Source organism: Microcoleus sp. B9-D4 (assembly GCF_036705105.1).
Lineage (GTDB): Bacteria > Cyanobacteriota > Cyanobacteriia > Cyanobacteriales > Microcoleaceae > Microcoleus.
The window spans coordinates 14,336-38,499 of record NZ_JAUBTS010000027.1; the positions used below are offsets into that span (position 1 = coordinate 14,336).

A 24,164-nucleotide genomic window follows, 5' to 3' on the forward strand; every position below is an offset into this window, starting at 1 on the left:
TATCCATGTTGGCGGTCTAATAACTAACTGCTCATTTTAGCGGGAAATTCAATCATAAATCTTGTCCCTTTATTTACTTGACTTGTGCAGCTAATTGTGCCTTTTAGTTTTTGAGTAACAAGGTTATAAATAATGTGCAGTCCCAATCCCGTGCCTCCCTGACCTCTTTTGGTGGTAAAAAATGGTTCAAAAATTTTACTGAGATTTTCTGGGTCAATTCCTTTGCCGTTATCGGCATATTCAAATATTAGCCGATCGCCCTCTAGTTTGAAATCAAAAGCCAGAACTCCTGCGTCTTCTCCATCGTAGGCGTGAATTAGCGAATTCAACACCAGATTTGTCACAATTTGACACACTACGCCTGGGTAACTGTCCACAACAATATTTTCATCACACTTAATCTCTATTTTGTGCTTAGTTCTTTTGAGTTTGGCACTTAAGGATGTCAAAATTTCCTCTAGATAGTTTTTAACATTAAACGTGCGTTTTAACTCGCTTGACTGATCCACAGCTACTTCTTTAAAACTGTGAATCAAGTCGGCCGCCCGCGTGAGGTTAGATAAGATCATATTACTGCTTTGCATGGCGGTATCCAGAAACTTTTCTAACTCGGAACGTTTTATTTGGCCGTTACTGTAAACCTCAAAAAACTTTGTGGCTTTTTCAGCAAGCAGGGAGGCGGCGGTGATGCCGATGCCGATGGGAGTATTGATTTCGTGGGCAACACCTGCAACCAACCCTCCGAGGGCAGCCATTTTTTCCGATTCTACCAGTTTATTTTGAGCCGATTTTAAGTCTTCTAAAGTTTGGGAAAGTTCGGAGGTACGCTGCTGTACTAAATTTTCGAGATTCTGATTAAATTGGTGCAAGTTGGCGTAAAGTTGGGCATTTTCGATGGAGATAGAAATTTGAGAAGACAGCAGTTTTAATATTTCTAACCTGTCTTGTGTAAAAGCGCCTGTAGTCAGATTGTTTTCTAAATATAGAATACCCGTGAGTTGGCCTTGATTAATTAACGGAGTGCAAAGAATTGATTTAGGTTGAACTGCCATTATATAGGGTGTGCGAGTAAATTGTCCTTCGCGGCTGGCATCGTTTAAAACTATACTTTCCTGGGTACGGGCGACGTAATTCACAACTGCAACTGCCAGCAAAGTTAATTCTCGATCGTCGGCTACAAAATCTATCGGAATTGATTGCATGACAGCAACGCGATCGACATCTACAGATCCTGATGCTTCAATCACCCATTGCTCCTCTTTTTCTAGTATTAAAAACCCTCGTTGCCCCCCGGCATTTTCAATAACAATTTTCATCATTTTTGCCAGCAGTTTGTCTAGAACTATTTCGCCTGCTAAGGTTTGCGATGCTTTAACTGCTGTGGTCAAGTCTAGCACGCCTGCACTGTCGTTGGTAGTGGAAGCGCTGCTGGTAGATTTGTGACTTTCAATATTAGTTGAAATCGAGGCGGAAGTTAGCAAGTGCGAGTATTTCGATTCTAAATGCGCTGCTTTGGCTGTTGCTCCCCAGCGCTGATAGCAATAACGCGCTTCTGTCAAGTAAGTTTTAGAATTTTTTTCTCGTCCTATGGATAGATAAAATGCTCCTGCCAATTCTGCTGCTAGTGCTTGTACTTGTATGTATCCGTTTTCTTCGGCTCCTTCAATTGCGCGATCGTAATATTCCATTGCTCTCACAATATTGCCCAAAACACGCGCTTTTTCTGCCGTAAGTAAGTCGCATTTGTGCTGAAGATTCATGGGCGCAGAAAGCGCTTTTTTTTGCAGTTTTTTTCGGTTACTGACAGCGTAAAAAATATGCTCTTCTTGTTCCTCCTTTGTGGCAGATGGATAGGCTGCTAGGCGGGCTAGAGAATCGTAAAACTGGTATTGAGAAACATTAATAAAGCCTGCAACTCCGTCTAAATATACTTCGGCTTGCGCTGCATTTTCTAGGGCTGTAGCGGTATCTCCAAATAAATAGGCTAGTATTAATTTTTGCAAATAAAAGTGCTGTAGCCCCACCCGATCGTTAGCTTTCAACAGCAGCGACAACAATTTTTCTTCGCTGTATGCCTCTCCTAATACAAGGTGTGGAATTTCCAATTTTCCCATCAATTGCAAAATAGTTTGCCGATATATTTGATTCCACGTCAATACAGTTTCTTGCTTGAGTTGAAACAGCAAATGGTTGTAACTTACCATTCTCCGTTCCAGTTGTGGCAATTCTTGACCGATGAAATACAAAGACTGACAAATATTTACGGCTGAATATCCGACAGATTCTAAATCCCCATTTTCTAGCGCGCTTTGATAGGCCTCCTCTAATAGCGGCAAAGAGTCTTTAACGTGATGCTTGCCGTTCATCAAAATGAAGGCTACTAAATTAAGCGTTTTGCTTTTGAATTCTAACGCATTTAATCTATCGCTCAAATTTAAAGCTAATTGACCAAAGCGATCGCCCGATTCAATATCTCTAACTATTCCTTTTAAAATTGCTCCGTAATTAGCATAACCGAAAGCAGAAAAAGTAGAGTTTCCGTAATTAATAGATAAATTAACTTGCTCGCACACAATCAGTGGCAGCAGCACAGGTTCAACTATAAATGTAGCTGAAAACATACTGGAAAGCACGCGCATAGTTGCTAATTTGTGCGGATTTGTCATAATCGGTAAGTTAATTAAATCTTCTATTTTTATTTCTGTTAAATAAGCGGCAGTTTTAGCCAGTGCTTGCTGAATGTGGAGGGGAATCGGCGATTCGGGAAAGTTGATTCCTAACATTCTTAGTGCTTCCCGACCAATTTTTACCGATTCTTGAAGTTTGGTTTGCATCGCACAAGCTATGATTCTGATTTCAAACACTTTGATTTTGTCTAGTTCATTTTTTGCGTGTTGCAGGACAATTATCGCCCATTTTTCCATTGGTTCAAAGTCGGTATTGAGGTAAGCAGCTTCTGCTGCTGACTCGTAGAGTGCAAGAGTCAAGTCGTAGTCACTTTGCCAACTTTCGGGGGGAAGCAGTTCAATACCTGCGGTTAAATATTTGAGGGCAAGTTCGTAAGCTGCACTTGCTTTTGCTTTGCGACCTGCAATTAAATTTAATTGGGATAATTGAAATTGTTCTAATTGGCTGCGGATGATTCCTTTGGCCGAATTTAGTTGGTTTACGGTATCAAAAATATGCTCTTCTAATTGCTCTGGCGGTGCATTTTCTAGTAAAAAATTGCCGATTCTTAGATGAATTTCTTGTTTTTGATAATCCGATATTAAAGCATAAACTGCTTGCTGCACTCGCTCATGCAAAAATTTGTAAATGGCGCTCGAAACATCAGCCACTGGCAGGGAAAATTTATCGGTAAAGTCTCTAGATATTGTGTCTGTTACTTCTGTGCTTGCTGCTAGTGCGATCGGAATATTGTATGTGTTATTCACGAGTAAAATCAGACCTGACTGAAGTGCCTCACCGAGGTCGGTTGCTGCGGACGCCAGAGGTTGTTCGGCGATTGTCGAGAGAGTTTTCAAATCAAATTTGTTCCCGATACAAGCGGCTAATTTAAGCAGTTCCTGGGTATTCTCTGAAAGTTTCTGAATGTTGTCTATCATTAATTCTAGAACATTGTCAGTTATTCCCATTTCTTGTATTTGTTCGATATCCCACTGCCACTCGCCTGTGATATGGCATTTTTTCACAATTTGCTCTGAGATTGGTTGCGCTAATCCCGACAGGTTAGGTTCAGCTAGCTTGACCAAATTATTCGAGGGTGAAAGTTTAAATTGAATCAAAGTTTTTGAGTAAAGAAATTTTATTAATTGAGTTAAAAAGAAGGGATTTCCAGCGGTTTTTCGCCAAAGCAATTCTGCTAAACTTAGGGATTTTTCGGGGGCGCAGTTCAAAGTATCGGCAATGAATTGGTTGACGCTGCTTATGTCTAAAGGCGAAAGGGCGATCGCGCTCACAGTGCCGCCTGCTTTTTTAATTGCTTCGGCGGTCAGCATTAGGGGATGATTTGCATCTACTTCCTGCTCTCTATAAGCTCCAATTATTAATAAATATTGAGTTCTCAGGTCAGTTGCTAGCAGTTCTATTAACTTGAGAGATGCTGAATCGACCCACTGCAAGTCGTCCAGGAAAATTACTAGGGGGTGTTCTTTTTGAGCAAAGACGCGGATGAAGTTTTGAAATACTAAATTAAAGCGATTTTGAGATTCATTTGCTCCTAAATCTGGGACGGGGGGCTGCGGCCCGACAATCAGTTCTACTTCGGGAATAGCTTCAATAATTACTTGGCAGTTGCCGCCGAGTGCTTTTAAAATTTTTTGTTTCCAAACATGGATTTCGGCGGCATTTTCTGTGAATATTTGCCGCAACAAATCTTGAAAAGCTTGGAGCAAAAAAGCGTAGGGAATATCGCGCTTAAATTGCTCAAATTTGCTGTCAATAAAATACCCGTTTTCCCGCCGACTCGGCTTGTAAACTTCATATACTAACGACGATTTGCCCACACCTGCAGAACCAGAAATCAGCACGATTTCTGTAGTGCCCCGCCTCATACGCTGGAAGATACTGAGAAGCATATTAACTTCGGCTTCTCGCCCGTAAAATTTTTGGGAAATTTGCAGGTGACTTGACTGATCTTGCTCGCCGAGGGTTATGTGGGAAATTTCGCCTGTAGTTTGCAGTTGATCGAGACAATTTTCCAAGTCGTACAAAATTCCCAAAGCACTTTGATACCTGTCTTCGGCTGTTTTTGCTAAGAGTTTTATGACGATATCGGAAACGACTTGAGGAATCTCCTTGGTTCCTACTTGATTGATTCTGCCTTCGATGCTTCTGCTTTCTACTTTTTGCTTTCTGTTTTCCCAAGCAGAAACTGGCGTTTTGGCAATATGGCAGTGTACTAGTTCCATAGGATCGATCGCCTTAAAAGGCAATTCGCCACAAAGCATCTCATAAAAGGTGACGCCTAAAGAATAAAAATCGGTGCGGTAGTCGATCGCCCGATTCATGCGTCCCGTTTGTTCAGGAGACATATAGGCGAGAGTGCCTTCGAGTAAATGGGGATGGCTGGGGGCGGGGTTTTCGCCCGGTAGCAGGGAGGCGATCGCAAAATCAGCAATCTTGACATCTCCTGTCTCGATATTGACAATAATATTGCTGGGTTTAATATCCTTATGGATAATGTGGTGTTCGTGGAGTTGCCCAAGAGTTTCTGCTAGTTTGATGCCCATATGCAGAAATTGTTGTAACTCTAGCTGGTTGTTGCTGAGAAAGTCTTTTAGGGAAATCCCACCAAAATCTTCTAAAACTAAAACCGGAAAGTGATTGTATGTTTCTATTTTGTAAAGCTTGACTATTCCGGGCAAATTCAAATTTTTAAGAATTTCGGATTCGTGCAGCAGTTGGGATATTTGGGCTGGGGTAGGGTATGCCGGGGTGAGAGTTTTGAGGATAACGGGTTTTTGTTCCTCAAGCTGCAGACCTCGATAAATAACTGTGTGAGAGTTTGTATAAAGTTCTCCATCAATGCGGTATCCCGGAAGAAAAATCATGATAGTTGGGGGTAATTTCAAAGATGCGGTTATACAATTTTAGATTTTAGATTTTAGATTTTAGATTTTAGATTGGGAAGCATTGATTATATAAAGGTTGGGAGCGTCGGCTTATAGTTGCATTATTTTTGATCACAAGTATTATTAAGTAAGTGAAAATACACATCGGTCGAGGGCGGTTTTTACGGCAGTAAACTGGCTACTATTATATAGCTTAGCTAAATCCATCCCTAAAGAGTCCTCCTCGATACTTTTTTTGTCGCTTATTTAGTTATCTATAGCCATTTTCGCATCATTTGTAAATTTCTTACTCCCTCCCCTTGATAAGGGGAGGGTTGGGGTGGGGTCAAAAATTTACGACTCCTGCAAGGATTGCTATATATTATTTTAGTCTTCAAAAAATCAGAAGTCACACTTTGCTATCCCGCCAGTGCCAAAATAAACGGGTGCGTGCAAATCAACAGCTAAAATCTAAAAAAATCATGCAGAATATAACTGCCTCAAATCCAGCTAATGCGACCGATCGCGCTTTTGGCACCGCAGACATTCAATTGCTGGTAGTGGATATAGACGGCACGATCGCAGGTATGTCAAATGACATCCGAGAACCAGTCAAGCAGGCAATTTTGGCGGCCGAGTCGCGGGGAGTGAAAGTGGCCGTCGCTACGGGCAGGATGTACCGCTCAGCTTTGCGTTTTCACCGCGACATCGGCTCAACATTGCCACTGATTTGCTACCAGGGCGCGTGGATTCAAGATCACGCTACTCAAAAGCGGCTGCGGCACTTGCCGCTGTCGAAACAAACTGCTCTGCAACTGTTAGATTATTTTGAAGAACCGCATTTGCGACCGCTGCTTTCGATCCATTTCTACATTGACGACCAACTTTACGTGCCGGAAATTACCGCAGCTACCCGAATTTATGCCGAAAGATCGGGCATTGAACCAATGGTGATTAAAGATTTGCGGCGAGATCTTCCGGGGGAACCGACGAAAGTTTTGGCATTGTGCGAGAATCCGGGGGTACTCGACGGCTTGCTCAGCAGTATGCGGCTGCGCTACACGCCTGCGGAGCTTTATTTGACTCGATCCGTTGCTACTTTTTTTGAAGCTACGCATCCTTTGGCGAATAAGGGAGATGCGGTGCAGTATTTAGCGGAGGAACTTTTGGGTTTGCAGGCGGGGAATGTGATGGCGATCGGCGACAATTTTAATGATGTGGAAATGATTACCTACGCGGGTGTGGGCGTGGCAATGGGCAATGCTCCTGATGGAGTGAAGGCTGCTGCTGATTGGGTGGCGCCGGATGTGGAGGAAGATGGGGTGGCGGTTGCGATCGAACAATTTGTTTTGGGCGATCGTTGATATTTGTAGCACCAATACCGCCGGGGCGGGTTTAGCGACATTGGGAAAAAATGTATATTAACCCGCCCCGACCCAGCGACAATTTATTATATAACTCTCTAGTTTTGAGTTCTATGCAATCAAATTTTGATGATCAGAAACAATCCACACTTTCGGATTTTTCGATCTCAAGTGTAGTCAATCGATTTGAGATTTGAGATTTGAGATTTTAGATTTTAGAATTGAAGCATTGACTTGCGCGAGATAAATTCGGGTGGCAAGTTTCATCGGATACAGGTTTTTTATTTCACCGGTCCTGAGTCTGCTTTCGGAATGAATCACGTGGCGGGTATCCTGGATGCTTTCGGTCAATTACTTTTTTTGCAACATCAAATATTTATTTAACGAACCGCGAAGACGCTAAGAACGCGAAGGAAGAATTGAAGAAAGCGGGGCGAGCTTACATATCTTCTGGATGTGAATTACAGATAATGTGAAACTTTTAAAAATGCCTTGCAACAGAAAAAGCACCGACGACTGGCCGTGTTTCGTCTCGGTGCTTCTTCTGGTTCGCTCCTCACACGTCCATCAATATAGCTGACTCAGTAAATTGTGTCAATACTTTTTCCAAAAATTGTTTTTTGAGTCGGCTGGTGCCGCCGTGCAGGTGCGGTGGAGCGAGGCCAAAGTCTTGCATTGCAAGGGTTTTGGTCGATCGCCCAAGCATTGCCTCGATCAGAAAAATTTCACTTCAATTCCAGCAGCCAGTCCAAAATCAGAGCGTTGACTTCACTCGGCCGCTCGTCGTGGGGGCAGTGCCCTGTGTTGGGAATGGAAACAAATTTCACGGGTTTATCGTTGGCGGCCAATTGTTGATAAATCTGGCTGCCGGCGATGGGTGTCCAAGGGTCGTCTGCGCCCCAAAGTACCAATAACGGACGATCGACTTTGGGCAGCAATTCTGAGGGTTGAGGGCCTGCTGGGGCCGTGAGAATCGAGGCAAACACTTGTTGAGCTCCGGGCTCGCAGGAGGGGGCGTGGAGGAGTTCTACGAGTTCGTCAGTGATGGCTTCGCGGTTCCCGTAGACTTGGCGCAGGGTGTTGCGGATGCGGTGTTTTTGGCGGATGTTGTTGAAGACAAAGGGGCCGATCAGGGGCGATCGAACTAATTTAGTAAAAGTCCCCATCACTACTCGCAGCGGGAAATTCAGTTCGTCGGGCCGGTGGTTGAGTCCGCCGGCACAGTTGATTAAGACTGCACCTGCTGATATTTCTGGATGGTTGGCGACTACCATCAAACTCAGCAAAGCGCCGATCGAATTCCCGACAAATACCGCCGGTTCCTGTACCAGATCCGCCCAGAAATCAGTCAGCAATTCTTCCCACAATTCCAGAGTGTAATCTAGGGCCGGTTTGGCGGAAGCACCGAATCCCAGCAAGTCCAGAGCAAATACGCGATAGCCGCCTGCCGCTAGTGGGGGGATATTTTGCCGCCAATGTCCGATCGAAGCCCCAAATCCGTGAATCAAGATCAGAGGGCGGCCGGTTCCTTGGACGGTATATTGGATTTTGTGACCTTTCCAAGTCCAAATTAGCTTTTCAAAACTCGTTGCAGATACTAGCTGTTGTGCAGTCACGGCTCTTAATGTAAATTTTCGTTAACTTCTTTCATCATAGCAGCACAATCCCTCTACAGGCGGCGCCGGAGCAACGCTACACACGAACATTCAACTCTTGAGAAGGATGGAAGATATCACATTAAATCAGGAATGAAAAATTAATAACATGATTAATGAGTGAGTTGAGGTACGGCTCGATAATTCCATTTGGGTAAATATTCATCAAAAACAATTTTCAGACTTTTTTTGAAATCCTCAGTCACCTTTCTACCAATTTTATAGATTTTATTTACCACATTTACAACTACAGACATACCCTGGTTAGTGTGAGTTTTTTCCTGATAGTTGTGACTAAATCTACACTTGTAAAAATCACTCCTTGACAAGCTCTGCTAATCTGAAATAAAGGGTCGATCTTCAATGGAATTCTATTTAAATAGATGGGAAAATAATGAGCTATTCTGAGCTCAATTCCGATTTTATATACTAACTTTTGTGAATTGTGTTTCAAGATATAATGATTAGCATTATTGCTGCCGCCACCATCACACTTAGCTAAAATCGAATTGGCATTAGGATAGGCGGCTTTTCCATAATTGTTCCACCAGTGTTTGATGAATTCACAAGCAAATTCACTGGTATCCTTACTGTTACCTAATGTTCCATCCCCTCGTTTTTTTTTGCTATCGTAAATTCCATGTGTCATCACTTTCCCGTAACCTAAACTCCAAAAATCATCGTCTAAAGTAATGACAGGTTCGGTTGTATAAAGAGTACCGGGACGATACAAATTACCTAAAACTTATTTCTTTTTGGTATCAGAACTACTAATGGGATTGCCTACTTGTCTATACTGTGTGTCGAGTATAGCAATATTTTAAAATTGAGCATTACGATTTTTATTAGTTCCTATTATGGGCTTGTCTTGTGCTTTTCGCTTGACATATCCATGCTTTTTTAAGAGTTTACTTACTAGGGGAAGACTGATAATAAATCCGACCGACTTCAGTACGTGAAAAGCGATCGCTCAGGGGGGCGGTGGGAGCATCTCATATTTGTAAAAACACTTCTTCGGGCTCCTTCCTTCTTCCTCTTTCCTCCTGTCTCTTTCCTCCTGTCTCTTTCCTCGCAGCAAGAGAGCCTCGCAGCAAGAGAGCCTCAAAACTCCAATTTCTAGCTTAGCTGCTTTCATTGAGATGCTTTCGGGGCGGTTGAGTTGATCCTAAATCTGTTTCAATTCCAAGTTCTGCAAGAAAATTTCGCTCCGACCATAAAAAAATGTGTGTTTGTCCGGGAAATTGTGGAATAAAGTATCCAATTTTTGCCTTCATTTCGTACCTGCTTTCAAATTTTTAACTCAACAATATCCCTCTACTATGTCGATGCACTAACCCTTTTCTCACCGAGCATTTTTTCGTAAATATCGAAGATTTTTATGGCTTTGTTTTCCCACGCAAATTTTTGGGCTTTTTCGATCGCCTTAGCTGACATACTTTCCCGCAGCCGAGCATCTTCGACCAACATCTGAATTTTACTTGTCAACTCCTGAGTGAGATACTCTCTAGAAATCGGCTCTATCTTAAAACCAGTATCTTCATTCACGTATTCACCAATACCGCCGTTATTGGCAACTATGCAGGGGAGTCCGCAAGCCATAGCTTCCATTACCACTGCGCCGCCAAACTTTCTGACCGAAGGAAAATAAAAAATATCGGCTTTCCTGTAATAATCCAGAGTTTCTGATTGATTTACCCATCCTAAAAAGCTGACTATTTCGCCTAAATTAAGCTCCTTCACTCGATTTTCCAAGTTATTTCTTTCCGAGCCTTCCCCTACTATTTTTAAGCTTATTTTACTTTTAATGGCCTGGGCTAATTTCCCAATAGACTCTATGACAATATCGGCGCATTTGTAAAGCACTAATCTGCCCAAAAAAAGCAAATTGATATGATTGACATCTTTCTTGGGGATATTTGTCTGATTTAAAAATTACTCGGAAATGCCATTTTCGTAGAACAAATCAATTCTTTGGTCAGGGATTGCAAACAAATCCTTTAGCATATTTAAAGTATAGGTGGAACCGGCTAGGATTTTGTCGGCTTTTTTGTAAGTTTCTACATAGCCGGGAATTAATGCTCGACCAACTGCTCTCAAAAAGTTAAATTGAGCAAATTATTGTCTGGCCGTTTCTTTAAAGCCGGGTGGAAAGGGAATACCCCCATTCACAGGCCCTAGAATAAAAGGAGTCTGCTGACAAACACTGACTACCTTAAACGGATATCGTGGCATCATCGGGGTAATTGCATGAACTATAGCCTTTCGAGCTCTCATATGAGGTACTATCCGGCATAGGCCTCCGTGGCCTCCGTGGCCTCCCTGGGCATACCTCACCATGCTTGAGAACCGCTATATGTCATAATCTCCGTTGAGGATCTTTCCTTTAAATTTTGGATATACTTACTGATTAAATTCTTCATAAATTGGGTAGCTCAAAGCATTATGAAGAGGCCAATTTACTCGCCAATTTGCGGTAATATTGGCGACTATTTTATAATATTGTTTGCTTAAGTTTCCTTCTTCCATGTATAAAATTTTTCCGTATTCCGAGTGTTTTTCGATAGCAGGTTTATTTCTAATATGGGTAACAAGGGTTGCATCAACTAAGTTGTTGATTTGTTGAAAAAAATAGTAGCCCACCAAAGGTACAGATGCCCAGTCAATCGATTTGAGATTTGAGATTTGAGATTTTAGAGGCGACCCCACGGATAAATGCTCTTTCTTGAGGATTTTCGATTTTCGATTTGGGATTGATTCCACGGATAAATCACGTGGCGGGTACCACCTTTGAAATTCGTGGTCAGGATTGCACTGATCTACAATTAGTAAAAATTTTAATCTTTTATTACTCATTTCTTTGCTACTCAGGGGTTGACTTTCTGGGACGTTAGCTGTAATTCTAGCTGGCTGAATTAATAGAGTTGGTTGTTTTGTATTCGATTAGTTTGCTCTGCTGCCCCAGCAATCGGCGCTGGTGAAACTGGATTTGACCTTGTAGCTGGGGAAATTTGGCTAATACGCAAGACAAAGCGTAGATGGCTGCGTCTTTAGTTGTGAGATCCCGATGCTTTATATAATAGTTATAGGTGCGATAGGCTGCTAAGGGGTAGCCACTCAATAGTAACAAGCTCCAGCCTTTTGTCGGCCATGTCATTGCCAAGGCTAGGGCTGGTAAAACTAATCCCCACAGCCACGTGCTTCGGGTTTCTTTGACCCAATGGCGCTCTGGTTCGCTTCCGTGCATCCAGGAACCCTCGGCATAGGCGTGACCCGCTCTTTGAGCCCGCTTCCACCACTGAGCGAAACTGGTCATTTGCGCGTCGTGCAGGGTCATTTCTGCATCTAAGCGGAGGATTTTCCCACCTTTTTGGCGCAACCGCACGCACATTTCTGGTTCTTCGCCGGCGATGAGTGCCGGATTGAAACCGCCGACTTGCTGAAATGCTGCTGCGCGCATCATGAAATCGCCACCGCAGGCTTTGGTTTCGCCGATGGGGGTATCCCACTCGATGTCGCACAGTTGGTTGTAGATGGTGGCTTCGGGGTATCGTTCGCGCCTGCGCCCGCACACTGCTGCTACGTTGGGTTTGGCTGTGAGTTCGCTGTAGGCTCGATCGATCCATCCGTCAACCAATTCGCAGTCGCCATCCACAAATTGGACAAATTCGATGTCGGGTGCTAGTTTCAGCAAGCGGGCAAAGCCTTCGTTTCTGGCGCGGGCTGCGGTAAATGGTATAGATAAGTCTAGTTCTACTGTATCGGCTCCGCTTGATCGGGCTAACTCTAGGCTACCGTCTGTTGAGCCGGAATCGACATAGACGACGCGGGCAACTTTGTCTGTGGCCGAGACTAGGCACTGGCGGAGGCGCTGCCCTTCGTTTCGTCCGATCGCCACTAATCCAATTTGTTGCAAGTTTTACCTCTTGAATTCCACTACTGAGCAGTTCCTTTTATATTTTAATAAAAGTCGAGCTAATTTCATAATTTTTCTGCGACTTCTAGAAATTATTTTTCAGACTCCCTGGGTTTTTTTTCGATTATTTTTGCCGGTATTCCTACTGCGGTTGCACCTGGTGGCACGTCACAAGTCACCACAGCATTGGCACCAATTAAAGCATGATCGCCGATCGTTACGGAGCGAATAATTTTCGCTCCTGCACCGATATCGACGTGACCGCCGATTTTGACATCAGCAACAATTGTCACCTGTTGAAGAATCAGACAGTTAGGGCCAATGGAAGCACTGGGATGAATGACAATGCCATTAGGATGAGGCAGCACCAGTCCTCCTTGTATTTGGCAGTTTAAAGGGATGTCTGTTGCAGTTACAACGCTCCAGAATCGATACTCGATGATGTTCAAACGGCATAAAAAATAGCCTAAAATCCCACCCTGCTGCTGCCACTTTTGATAGTTACGGATAGATTTGAGCAGTTGGCGACTAGGCTCCCACCACTTGCTGGGTTTTTCGCGGCTCCAGTCTGCTTCAGTAGCAGAAACTGTTGGCTTAGTGATTGACTCAATCATTGTTTGTGCAGTGTTTTGATGATGTAGACAATTGTGCCTATTTGTGCGGTTTACATTAACAGGGCTCTATAGCAATTCTCGCATCATTTGTGAATTTCTTACTCCCTCCCCGCGAGTTCGGGGAGGGCTGGGGTGGGGTAAAAAATTTACTACTCCTGCAAGGATTGCTATATAACTTGACTAGGTAGATTGATTTATTGAATCTCCGCAGAGTTATAGGAGGAAGAAAAAGGCATAAGGAAGACAATGATTTAAGTATTGTTTTCAGCAGGGCGGGATTTGATAATTTTGGCTGGGATACCAACGGCAGTTTGACCTGCTGGAATGTCTGATAAAACTACAGCATTGGCACCGATATTTACGTCGTCTCCCAAGTTTACTTTTCCGAGGATTTTTGCACCAGCGCCGACGTTAACCCGATCGCCCAATTGAGGGGATTCTAGAGGCTTGTCCAAATAGCGGTTTCCCAGCGTTACACCTTGGCGGATAATGCAGTCGTCGCCGATCGTACAATATCCGTGAATAATAATAGCGTTTTGATGTTCTATCACCACGCGACGACCGAGCTTCACAGTGTAAGGCAAGTCTATCCCGTAACTATTGCGGACTTTTCGGTAGAGCGATCGATAAAGAATGCTCAAAGGAGCCCGAAGTAATTTCGGTTCTACCTGCATTCTCCAGACGCCAAAACGCTGAACTGCTACGGCGCGAAATCCCGGTTTTGTCCAATCTCGACCATGAGCAATCCAGTCTTCTTTAATTTGCTGCCACAGTCCCAGCCTGGGTTCTTCTACTTGATTTTCACTCGTGATTAAGTTTTGCTCAGTTACCATAAGCTCTAATTCACACTATTTCTTGTTTACTCTCTTGCTAGATGCCGACGATATTAATGGGTATATCAGGTTTTTGAGGAAGGAGCAATCCGGTTGTATCGATCGAGAATACTAATTTCTCGGCTGCATCATAAAATATTTTGCTTGCCTAGGTTAACCTGGTTTAGTTGGCTTTGACCGATTTACCAACTCCCTTTAAAAGTTTTTGGATTTTTCAATCTTACCCCCCTTAAAAAATACACTATTTAATACAAAATCCCTCAGTAATTGTGGTGGATCGCGATCTGGTTTGCCTTGAAGTACGCGGCGCACCCTCCAGGCTGCAAAACCCGAAGCCCAGGATACATCAGTTAATGCTGTGTAAACCAAGCCGTAGTTTTTGATAAAGTACCTACGCCGGGAATCAAACCAATAGGTAGGCCGCCGCTTGGCGGGCTTTTGGGTGTCAGTGACGCCTGAGCTTTGGCCGACTAAGTGGACAACGCGACTTTCGGGTACGTACCAGCAACTCCAGCCAGCTTTGTTCGCTTGCAGACAAAAGTCCATTTCTTCGCAGTACATGAAATAAGCTTCATCCAGCAAGCCAATCTTTTCAAATACTTCGCGACGGACGATCATGCTGGCTCCAGCTACCCAATCAGTTTGACAGGTTTCTTGGGAAATGGGAGGCGCTGCGGCCCAGTTGGCTAATAACTTGGATATAAAGCCTGTCCGCCAACCAAAATCGAGTTCCGTCAAGAGGTTGTGAAACCGAAAAGCTGACTCCTGGGGGGTGCCGTCGGGGTCTTCCAAGCGGCTGCCGGCGATGCCGGCTTCGGGATGAGTGTCCATGAAATCGACGAGGGCTTTGAGGGCACCGGGGCGAACTATGGTGTCTGGGTTGAGCAGCAGGAAGTAAGGGGGGGGATTGGTGGATTGGAGGGCGGGACGGATCAGGGCGTTGTTGCCGAAGGCAAATCCGCCGTTGCAGTCTAGGGGCACGAAGGATGCCCATTCGTTCCAGCCTTCTGTGGCGATCGCACTACTAATTTCTTCGACGGAGCGATCGCCTGAAGCATTGTCGGCAACTGCAACCCGCATACCGGGCAGCGATTGCACTTCGCTAACTAGAGAGCGCAAGCAGTCAATTGTCAAACTAGGGGTTCGGTAGTTAACAATGACAACCAGCAGTGGATACGGGTGATTGGACTCGCTGGCATTCGACATAAGTACCGTTGTTTGTGTAACCACTTTTTAGCTCAATTTGTACCCATCTGGCAAGCTGGAGCGATCGCTAATAGTATTTTTATTTGTTTGGGTGAGGGAGACTGTTTTTTGTGCCATATTTCCGAAGTCTCGCCCCTCTGGATCAAAGTCGATACTGCCTGTAGGCTTGACTGGCGGCTCGGTGCAGCAGCGAATGTCGGTAAACTAACCCCTTAGCGTCATCGGAATAACCCCCGCCAATCACGCAGGCAACGGGATAGCCACCAGCCAAACACGCCATCAAAACTTGCATTTCCCGGCGAAATAAGCCCGTATCAGTTAAAGCTAATTTTCCCAGTTTGTCACCGTGATGAGGGTCTACTCCAGCATCGTACAAAACTAAATCTGGCTTGACATTTGACAGCAAATCTGGTAAGAATTTATCCAATGTTTGTAAATATTCGTCGTCCTCCATACCCACAGGCAAAGGTACATCTAAATCGCCCTTTTGTTTAGTGCCGGGAAAATTGACTTCGCAGTGCATCGAGAAAGTAAAAACGCTGCTGTCATCTTGGAATATTACGGCGGTTCCGTCTCCTTGGTGGACATCTAAATCGACAATTAAAACTTTGCGAACTAAACCATTTTTTTGTAAGACGCGAGAGGCGATCGCCAAATCATTAAAAATACAAAAACCAGACCCAAAAGCAGGGAAGGCGTGATGAGTTCCGCCCGCAGTATTGCAAGCCAAACCGTATTCTAAAGCGAGCTTGGCAGTTAGTACAGTTCCTGCAACCGCAGTGCAAGTGCGATTAGCAAGGGCCCGACTCCAAGGCAGACCAATTCGCCGAGTCGCTTTGTCATCGAGCGTCCCGTTGCAGTAAGCTTGAACGTAGCAGCGGTCGTGGACTAATTCAATCCATTCTTGAGGCGGAAGTTCGGGAGCGTGAAATTGCGATTTATCTGCTACCCCGTCCGCGAGCAGCATCTGGTACAGCATCCGAAACTTTGCCATCGGGAAGCGGTGATCCGGTGGCAGAGGTGCAACGTAATCTTCGTGGTAAATAATTGGTAAGTCCATTAAAATTATTGTATAACGAATGAATCTCCAATTGAAAGCCTGCAATCTCAAATTTAAATTCGCTGGAGAACCTGTATATGCAACAACTAAAAACAGTCTGGCAGTCCGGCAGCAGCCACCCCGAAAATGCTGACAATCTCGATAATATCAGTCAGTGGTGGGGAAACCTGAACGGCAAAGAAATTAGCTGGGTAGAGCGACTGATTCCGCAAATCGGCGGTCTGAGCGAAATTCACTGGCACCCCCAGCGTTTTGACGAAAAATTTGTGATAGTCAATCCCGAAATTCGGGAGCAAACTCTCTATTGGTACAAACCCGATTCTCCTGTCCAACGTAACAACACTGTTGACAAATTAGAACTTGACAACTTGCAACAGCAATTGTACATCTATCCTCAGTTGGAAGCGGAACTGGTAATTCGCGTAGGAATTCCCGAAGTTAAATATCAAACACTTGAATTAAACAATCCCGAAATCGCCTTGGGCGAAGATAATATGCTGCTGCTGTGGGAATCTGACCAAGAACTAGAAATTAAAATTTACCTTAGCAGTGAAAATATTGCTAAACTTAAGGAATTGCTGGCATAGAAAAGACCGAGAAAATAGTTTATATGGTAGGCTTTGGGTGCGGGGTGGATGGATCTATACTCTTAGTCCCCTATAAATATCTTAAGACTGATGGGCGGGTGCGTCAAAACCGAGGTTTTTCACAGCCATACTTCGTTGCAGCGACAAGAGTAAAAAAAAAACGGTTTCTTCGCCTCGCCGTATGTCCCGGTGTGTATCTCGGCTAAAACCCTTTGAATGTGGCAGCAAAATGTCAAGAAACTTGCGTTATCCTCCTGGGACTTTTAATGCAATGCAAAAGTCAAGCAAAAAACAGTCCTGCATCAACCGGGTTGTACGAAAATACTTGGTCGCAGCCCTTGAACAAAGTTAAAAAACCCGCTTGCTTTGGTCTAGAGTGCCTAAGCGAGGATTGTTTTTATGCAAAGTTAATTTAGACATCAAATAAGGGTATTTGTTTCGGCAATAAAATATGGTTAACTACGGTTAATTGGCGTGGCAAACTTAAGACAAGCAACCAATAATTTAAAAAAATAGAAGGTGCGTTAGTTGATGGCTAATATCTAAAGTTAATCCTCTATTTGCTGAGTCTGAAAAGGTTTAATAAATAATGATCGGAAAGACTTGCTAAATTTATTAAATCATCAATCTGCTAGCACTAAAAACTTCACAATAATCCGACAAGAAATGATATTTAACAAAGAAAGTATTCACATTTTAATTATTGACGATCAGCCCCACAACCTGCGGTTCATATCAAACATATTGACGAAAGAAGGGTATAAAGTTCAGCGGGCTATTTCGGGAGAAATGGCGGTCAATGCTAATTTAACCGTTCTCCCAGACTTGATTTTGCTAGATATTGCCATGCCCAAAATGAACGGATATGAAGTCTGTGTCCGACTGAAATCCAACGAGAAAACGAGGGAAATTCCGGTGATTTTCTTGAGTGTTTTTGATGAAATATTTCACAAAGTCAAAGCTTTTGAAGTCGGCGGTGTTGACTACATTACTAAGCCTTTTCAACTGGAAGAATTTTTAGTGCGGATCGAAAGTCAATTGACTATACAACAGCTATCAAAACAATTAAAACAGCAGAATGCCCAACTGCAACAAGAGGTAGAATTTCGCAAGCGAACAGAACAATCACTCCGGGAAAGCAAAGCGCGGTTGCAGAAATTGGCGGTCAATATACCGGGAGTTCTTTATCAATTTATCAAGAAGCCCGATGGAAGTTTTAAGTTTGAATATATTAGTTATGCTTGTCGGGAGATTTACGAATTAGAGAGTGAGGAAATATTAAAAAACCCTGATTTTTGCTTCTATCAAAATCATCCAGATGACCGAGAATATCTGGTAAAAAAAATTGCGAATAGCGCCAAAACGTTAGAACCTTTTGCCTTTGAATGGCGGATTATTACACCGTCGGGGAAACTCAAATGGCTGCAATCTAATTCTCGACCAGAAATGCGCGATAATGGCGATATTGTTTGGTATGGCGTACTTTTTGATATCAGCGATCGCAAGCACGCAGAAATAGAAATGGCTGGAGCTAAAGCTGCTTTAGAACGGCAAGTTCAGCGAGAATTGCTGATTGCAAAAATAACTCAAGAAATTCGCTCAAGCTTGCAGCCAGAACAAATATTTCAAATAGCTGCCACTCAAATCGGTCTGGCATTCTGCGTCAATCGCTGTTTGATTCATACTTACGTTACTACTCCCCAAGTCGATATTCCTCTGGCGGCTGAGTATCTCGAACCCGAGTGCGAATCTATTCGGAACGTACCTGTTCCAATTTGGGGCAATCCTCACGTCATACAAATGATGATACAAGATCTGGCGATCGCCTCCAACAATGTTTATTCAGACCCTCTGTTGCAAGCTGTTCAACCGATTTGCCAGAAGGTTGGGTTAAAATCGATGCTGGCAATTCGCACTTCCTACCAAGGCAGGGCAAACGGTGCTATCTGTTTGCACCAGTGCGATCGTTACCGGGAATGGACTTCCGAGGAAATCGACTTATTAGAAGCGGTGGCGGCTCAAGTAGGGCTCGCTATCGCTCAAGCTAAACTGATCGAACGAGAAAAAAACCGAATTCAGCAGCTCGATCGGCAAAATAAAGTGCTGCAAGCAGAAATTCGCACCCGTGTCCGCGCCGAGCAAGCTCTGCAAGAATCGGAAACAGAATTGCGGGCGATTTTTGCCGCCATGACTGACACAGTTTTAGTGAGAAATGCAGAAGGGCGCTGCATCAAAATCGCCCCTACAGCATCAACAAATTTGGTGAAACCTCCCAGCGAAATGATTAACAAAACAGCCCACGAAGTCTTGCCGAAACCTATAGCAGATTTAGTATTAAAGGCTATCCACGAAGCTCTAAAAACGAAGCAAACCATCAATGTTGAATATAGCTTTAAACTCGTAGATCGCGAACTTTGCCTCGACGCAAAAGTTTCTCCGCTGACGGCAGATTCAGTGATTATCGTGGCGCGAGATATTAGCGTTCGCAAACAAACAGAATCCGCACTCAGAGAAAGCCAGCACTTCATTCAAGCGATCGCCGACTCCAATCCCAACCTATTGTACGTTTACGATGTAATTGAACAGCGGAATGTCTACAGCAACCGACAAATTTCTACGATGCTCGGATATACCGCCCAAGAAATACAAGATATGGGTACAGCAATGATGCCACAATTGCTCAACCCCGATGATTTGCCAGAGTTTTTGGAAAGCGTCAAAAAAGTTGATCAAGCTAAAGACGGTGAGGTCATTGAATGTCAATACCGAATGAAACACAAAAACGGTGAATGGCGGTGGATGCACAGTTGGGATACAGTATTTCTCAGAACAAGCGATGGTAAACCCAAACAAATTCTCGGCACTGCTAATGACATCACAGACCGCAAATTAGGCGAAGAAAAACTGCTAGAATCGCAGCAAAGAATCTCATTTTTATTGCAGCAAACGCCGATCGCAGTTATCGAGTTAAACCTCAATTTAGAAATTATCACTTGGAATCCCGCAGCCGTTGCTATTTTTGGCTACAGTGAGCAAGAAGCGATTGGTCGAGTCGCCTCCGATTTGATCGTACCTGAAAGCTACCACCCGCAATTATCTGAGATTTTCAATCACGACTTGAACCCCAAATCCAGCGGCACTACCGAAAATCTGACTAAAGACGGCAGAATTATCATCTGCGAGTGGTACAATACTCAACTAATTGACGATAACGGTACAGCAATCGGCATTGCTTTAATGGCTGTAGATATTACCGAACGCAAGCAAGCAGAAACCGAACTGCAAGAAAGTGCTTTACGACAAAGAGCGATCGCCCGCATCATTGAAAGAATGCGGCAAACTTTAGATATCCGAGAAATTTTTCACGCCACAACCCGAGAATTGCGCCAAACCATGAAGTGCGATCGAGTCGCTATTTACCGTTTCAATCCAGACTGGAGTGGCGAATTTGTAGCCGAATCCCTTGACCGCAAGTGGGTTTCATTCATCCAAGCACAGGATACCGATTCTAACCTTACGGAAGGCGCTTTAGACGGCGAACTTTGTCTAGTCCAAAAATTAGATAGTATCTCACCAGAAGTCCACGATACCTATTTGCAACAAACCAAAGGCGGAGCCTACAGCCGAGGTAAAAATTACCTTTGTGTCCCAGATATTTACAAGCAAGGTTTCGATAATTGTTACATCCAATTGCTAGAAAAATTTCAAGCTAAATCCTACATTATTGTACCAATTTTTTCTGGCAAAAAGCTCTGGGGATTACTAGCATCCTATCAAAATTCTGCTCCCCGCCAGTGGAGTGAAGCAGAAATCAACGTTGCAGTTGATGTCGGTACTCAGCTAGGAGTAGCATTACAGCAAGCGGAATTGCTCGCCCGCACTCAAAGGCAGTCCATAGAACTGATGAAATCCAAAGAAAACGCCGAAGTTGCCAACCGCGCCAAAAGCCAATTTCTAGCTTCCATGAGCCACGAACTCCGCACACCTCTCAACGCCATTCTCGGTTTTTCCCAAGTCATGGCCCGCAACAGTTCTATCACGGAAGAACAAAAAGAATACATAGAAATTATTAACCGCAGTGGCGAACATTTGCTAGAACTCATCAATGATGTTTTGTCAATGTCCAAAATAGAAGCCGGTCAAATTACCATCAATCCCAGCCGCTTCGATCTCTACAACCTTCTCAACAGTCTCAAAGAAATGCTGCAACTCAAAGCCAACTCAAAAGGTTTGCACCTAATATTTGAAAAGGCCGATGATTTGCCGCAGTACATTCAAACAGACGAAGCTAAATTGCGGCAAGTTTTAATTAACCTAATCGGCAATGCGATTAAATTTACTCAACAGGGAACCGTTACTTTGCGCGTCAGCAGCAAAGCTGAAAAAGACGCCACAGAAGAAAACAAATCCCAATTGTATTTTGAAATTGCCGACACGGGGCCCGGCATTTCTCCCTTGGAACTTTCCACATTATTTAAGCCCTTTGTACAAACCGAAACAGGTCGAAAATCAATGCAGGGAACTGGTCTGGGGTTGCCGATCAGCCAACAGTTTGTTCGGATTATGGGAGGTGATATTGCTGTAGAAAGTCAACTAGGCAAAGGCACAACTTTCAGCTTTAATATCTGGGTTAACTTAGTAACAGAAAGTGATGAACAAGAAAAAACGACGGTTAAACAAGTTATTGCTTTAGAAGCAGGGCAAGACACTTATCGGATATTAATAGTTGAAGATGTAGCGGAAAATCGCCAACTGCTGCTTAAGCTGCTGATCCCCCTGGGATTTGAAGTCCGGGAAGCAACTAACGGTCAAGAAGCAATTGCTTTGAATTCAACTTGGAAGCCGCACTTGATATTAATGGATATGCTGATGCCCGTGATGGATGGGTATGAAGCGACCAGACAGATTAAGAAAACTCTAGAAGGTAAAAAAACAATAATTATTGCCTTGACGGCTAGTGCTTTTGACGAGCAGCGGCAAATAATTTTGTCTGCTGGTTGTAACGATTTGATATGTAAACCGTTTCGGGAAGAGGTACTCTTTGAAAAGATAGCGCATCATCTCAACCTGCGTTATATTTATGAGAAAGAAAACTTATCTACTTCTTTTTCAACACCGACGCTGCTTAAAAGTTTGACCACCGAGGATTTGAGTGTAATGCCCACAGACTGGGTGGTCGAGTTGCACCGAGCAGCACTTTGTGTTGACGACAACCGCATCCTCGAACTGATCAAGGAAATTCCCGAAACTGAGGCAAATCTCGCTAACGCTTTAACAGATTTAGTCGATAATTTTCGGATAGATATCATTATCGATTTAACTCAATTATATTATGATGAACGACCATCCATTACCAGCGACTCCTAAAGACATTCTGATAGTTGACGATATGCCGGATAATTTGCGACTTTTATCGACTATGCTGACATCTCATGGGTATCATGTCAGGAAGGCTATTAACGGACACTTGGCTTTACAAGGGGCACAAATATCTCCTCCCGATCTAATTTTACTAGATATTAATATGCCGCAAATGAACGGGTATGAAGTTTGTGAGCAGTTAAAGTTAAGCGAAAAAACTCAAGATATTCCGGTAATTTTTATTAGTGCGCTAGATGACGTGCTGGAAAAAGTTAAAGCTTTTCAAGTAGGAGGGGTAGATTATATTACTAAACCGTTTCAAGTAGAAGAAGTCTTAGCCCGCGTCCAAAACCAACTTTCCCTTCGTTCGCTGCAATCCAAACTGCAACTGCAAGCTAGAGAACTGCACGATCGCAATTCTAGATTGCAGGAAGAAATCGCAGAACGGCAGCGGGCCCAAGAATCAATCCGGTTTTTGCTGGAAACGACGCGGGCGATCGGCGAAGCTGTAGACTTTCACTCAGCTTTAGAAGTAATTCTGCACCAAGTGGGCGAAACAATCGGATGGGATGTGGGAGAAGCTTGGATTCCCGATGCAGAAGGAACTCTTCTAGAATCAGCCCGGGGCTGGTATGCGAGCAACCCCAGCATGGAATCGTTCCGCACCCAAAGCCAACAACTGACATTTGCCATGAATATAGGACTGCCGGGACGAGTTTGGGCATCCAAGCAACCGGAATGGGTAGAAGATATTTCCAGGGGCTACCCGCATTTTTTCCGAAGTCAGATAGCACTAGAACTCGGATTCAAAGCGGGTTTTGGCGTGCCGATTTTGGTAGGCGATGAAGTATTGGCAGTGCTAGTTTTCTTTAAACTTTCGTCTGGTGGGAAAGACGCACGATTTATAGACGTTTTTAATGCGGTCGGCACTCAATTAGGTTCTTTGATTCAGCGCAAACAAGCAGAAGAATTGCTGCGTATTGCTCAAGAAAAATATCACAGCATTGTAGAAAATGCGATGGAAGGCATTTTTCAAAGCACGCCTTCAGGAGGCTATCTCAGCGCTAATCCAGCTTTGGCAAAATTGTACGGTTACGACTCGCCAGAAGAACTGATGTCCGAGATTAAAAATATTGCTCAGCAACTGTACGTTGACCCGGAACGCCGCCTCGAATTTGTAGCTGCTATGGATGCTGAAAATGCCGTTTCTGGGTTTGAATCTATGGTATGTCGCAAAGACGGACGCCGGATTTGGGTGTCAGAAAATGTTCGGGCTGTTCGAGATTCAAAAGGTAATCTGATCTACTATGAGGGTACTGTTTCTGATATTACAGAACGCAAATTAGCGCAAGAAGCGCTAAAAGTTCAACAAGAACAAAGCGAGAAGTTGCTGTTAAATATTTTACCCAAACCAATCGCAGAACGCTTGAAGGCAGAGCAAAGCACGATCGCCGACAGTTTTGCCCAAGTAAGTGTTTTATTTGCTGATATTGTTGGCTTTACTGAGTTGTCTGCTAGAATGTCTCCCACCGAGTTGGTAAAGCGCTTGAACGTAATTTTTTCGCACTTCGACCAGTTAGCTGAAAAGTACGGTGTGGAGAAAATTAAGACTATTGGCGATGCTTACATGGTAGTCGGGGGGTTGCCTACGCCGAGACAGGATCACGCCGAGGCGATCGCCCAAATGGCCCTGGGAATGCAGGCAAAAATAGCAAAGTTGTGCGCCGAGACAGGGGAAAAACTGGCAATTCGCGTTGGCATCAATTCCGGGCCGGTGGTTGCGGGAGTGATAGGTGTGAGCAAGTTTACCTATGATTTGTGGGGAGATACGGTGAATGTGGCGGCGAGGATGGAAGCTACGGGTTTTGCAGGCAGCATTCAAGTTACTGATGTTACTTATGAGCTTCTGAAAGATAAGTATTTATTTGAGAGGCGAGGCGTGATTCCGGTAAAAGGTAAGGGGGATATGATGACTTATTGGTTGCTACAAAAAAAGTAAAATTTGGGAATTGGGAAGGA

Annotated in this window: 16 protein-coding genes; 4 read left to right on the plus strand and 12 right to left on the minus strand. The window is 43.9% G+C overall.

Features of this window, described 5'->3' with window-relative positions; translation table 11 throughout:
• Positions 1-23: 23 nt before the first annotated feature.
• On the minus strand, positions 24-5,552 hold the full coding sequence (locus QUB24_RS17495; protein ID WP_333154461.1) for an ATP-binding sensor histidine kinase: 5,529 nt from the start codon (positions 5,550-5,552) through the stop codon (positions 24-26).
• A 482-nt stretch (positions 5,553-6,034) separates the two neighbouring features.
• On the opposite strand from QUB24_RS17495, the gene QUB24_RS17500 reads away from it, so the two are divergent.
• Complete coding sequence (locus QUB24_RS17500; RefSeq protein WP_333154462.1) at positions 6,035-6,916, plus strand: Cof-type HAD-IIB family hydrolase; 882 nt, start codon at positions 6,035-6,037, stop codon at positions 6,914-6,916.
• A gap of 725 nt (positions 6,917-7,641) precedes the next feature.
• Here the strand turns inward: QUB24_RS17500 and QUB24_RS17505 are convergent.
• The 11 genes from QUB24_RS17505 to QUB24_RS17555 all read right to left on the minus strand — a co-directional run bounded on the left by QUB24_RS17505 (position 7,642) and on the right by QUB24_RS17555 (position 16,197).
• Entirely contained in the window at positions 7,642-8,532 is an 891-nt protein-coding gene (locus QUB24_RS17505; RefSeq protein ID WP_333154463.1) for an alpha/beta fold hydrolase, read from the minus strand.
• A 152-nt stretch (positions 8,533-8,684) separates the two neighbouring features.
• The gene (locus QUB24_RS17510) at positions 8,685-8,828 is read right to left on the minus strand and encodes a hypothetical protein (protein ID WP_333154464.1); all 144 of its coding nucleotides are present in this window, start codon (positions 8,826-8,828) and stop codon (positions 8,685-8,687) included.
• A complete protein-coding gene (locus QUB24_RS17515) occupies positions 8,819-9,304 on the minus strand; it encodes an ISAzo13-like element transposase-related protein (protein ID WP_333154465.1) in 486 nt (161 codons plus the stop codon). Before QUB24_RS17515 ends, QUB24_RS17510 begins: the two co-directional genes overlap by 10 nt.
• A gap of 584 nt (positions 9,305-9,888) precedes the next feature.
• Positions 9,889-10,485, minus strand: coding sequence for a glycosyltransferase family 4 protein (locus tag QUB24_RS17520; RefSeq protein WP_333154500.1), 597 nt, complete (start codon positions 10,483-10,485; stop codon positions 9,889-9,891).
• 18 nt (positions 10,486-10,503) lie between these two features.
• Positions 10,504-10,668: a hypothetical protein gene (locus tag QUB24_RS17525; protein ID WP_333154466.1), complete on the minus strand. Its 165-nt coding sequence runs from the start codon at positions 10,666-10,668 to the stop codon at positions 10,504-10,506.
• A gap of 303 nt (positions 10,669-10,971) precedes the next feature.
• Positions 10,972-11,424 (minus strand): hypothetical protein, encoded by a 453-nt coding sequence (locus tag QUB24_RS17530; RefSeq protein WP_333154467.1) that lies wholly within the window; start codon positions 11,422-11,424, stop codon positions 10,972-10,974.
• 46 nt (positions 11,425-11,470) lie between these two features.
• Positions 11,471-12,484 carry a glycosyltransferase family 2 protein gene (locus QUB24_RS17535; protein WP_333154468.1) on the minus strand — a complete coding sequence of 338 codons (1,014 nt, stop codon included), beginning with the start codon at positions 12,482-12,484 and terminating at the stop codon, positions 11,471-11,473.
• A 92-nt stretch (positions 12,485-12,576) separates the two neighbouring features.
• A complete protein-coding gene (locus tag QUB24_RS17540) occupies positions 12,577-13,098 on the minus strand; it encodes a serine acetyltransferase (protein WP_333154469.1) in 522 nt (173 codons plus the stop codon).
• A 251-nt stretch (positions 13,099-13,349) separates the two neighbouring features.
• On the minus strand, positions 13,350-13,931 hold the full coding sequence (locus QUB24_RS17545) for a serine acetyltransferase (protein ID WP_333154470.1): 582 nt from the start codon (positions 13,929-13,931) through the stop codon (positions 13,350-13,352).
• 195 nt (positions 13,932-14,126) lie between these two features.
• Positions 14,127-15,137, minus strand: a complete 1,011-nt coding sequence (locus QUB24_RS17550; protein WP_333154501.1) for a glycosyltransferase family 2 protein — start codon at positions 15,135-15,137, stop codon at positions 14,127-14,129.
• 142 nt (positions 15,138-15,279) lie between these two features.
• Positions 15,280-16,197: a histone deacetylase gene (locus QUB24_RS17555; protein ID WP_333154471.1), complete on the minus strand. Its 918-nt coding sequence runs from the start codon at positions 16,195-16,197 to the stop codon at positions 15,280-15,282.
• 77 nt (positions 16,198-16,274) lie between these two features.
• Here QUB24_RS17555 and QUB24_RS17560 point away from each other — a divergent pair, with 77 nt between their 5' ends.
• The 3 genes from QUB24_RS17560 to QUB24_RS17570 all read left to right on the plus strand — a co-directional run bounded on the left by QUB24_RS17560 (position 16,275) and on the right by QUB24_RS17570 (position 24,144).
• On the plus strand, positions 16,275-16,784 hold the full coding sequence (locus QUB24_RS17560) for a hypothetical protein (protein ID WP_333154472.1): 510 nt from the start codon (positions 16,275-16,277) through the stop codon (positions 16,782-16,784).
• Between the two features lie 666 nt (positions 16,785-17,450).
• The gene (locus tag QUB24_RS17565; RefSeq protein WP_333154473.1) at positions 17,451-22,151 is read left to right on the plus strand and encodes a response regulator; all 4,701 of its coding nucleotides are present in this window, start codon (positions 17,451-17,453) and stop codon (positions 22,149-22,151) included.
• Positions 22,117-24,144, plus strand: coding sequence for an adenylate/guanylate cyclase domain-containing protein (locus QUB24_RS17570; RefSeq protein ID WP_333154474.1), 2,028 nt, complete (start codon positions 22,117-22,119; stop codon positions 24,142-24,144). Before QUB24_RS17565 ends, QUB24_RS17570 begins: the two co-directional genes overlap by 35 nt.
• Positions 24,145-24,164: the final 20 nt, after the last annotated feature.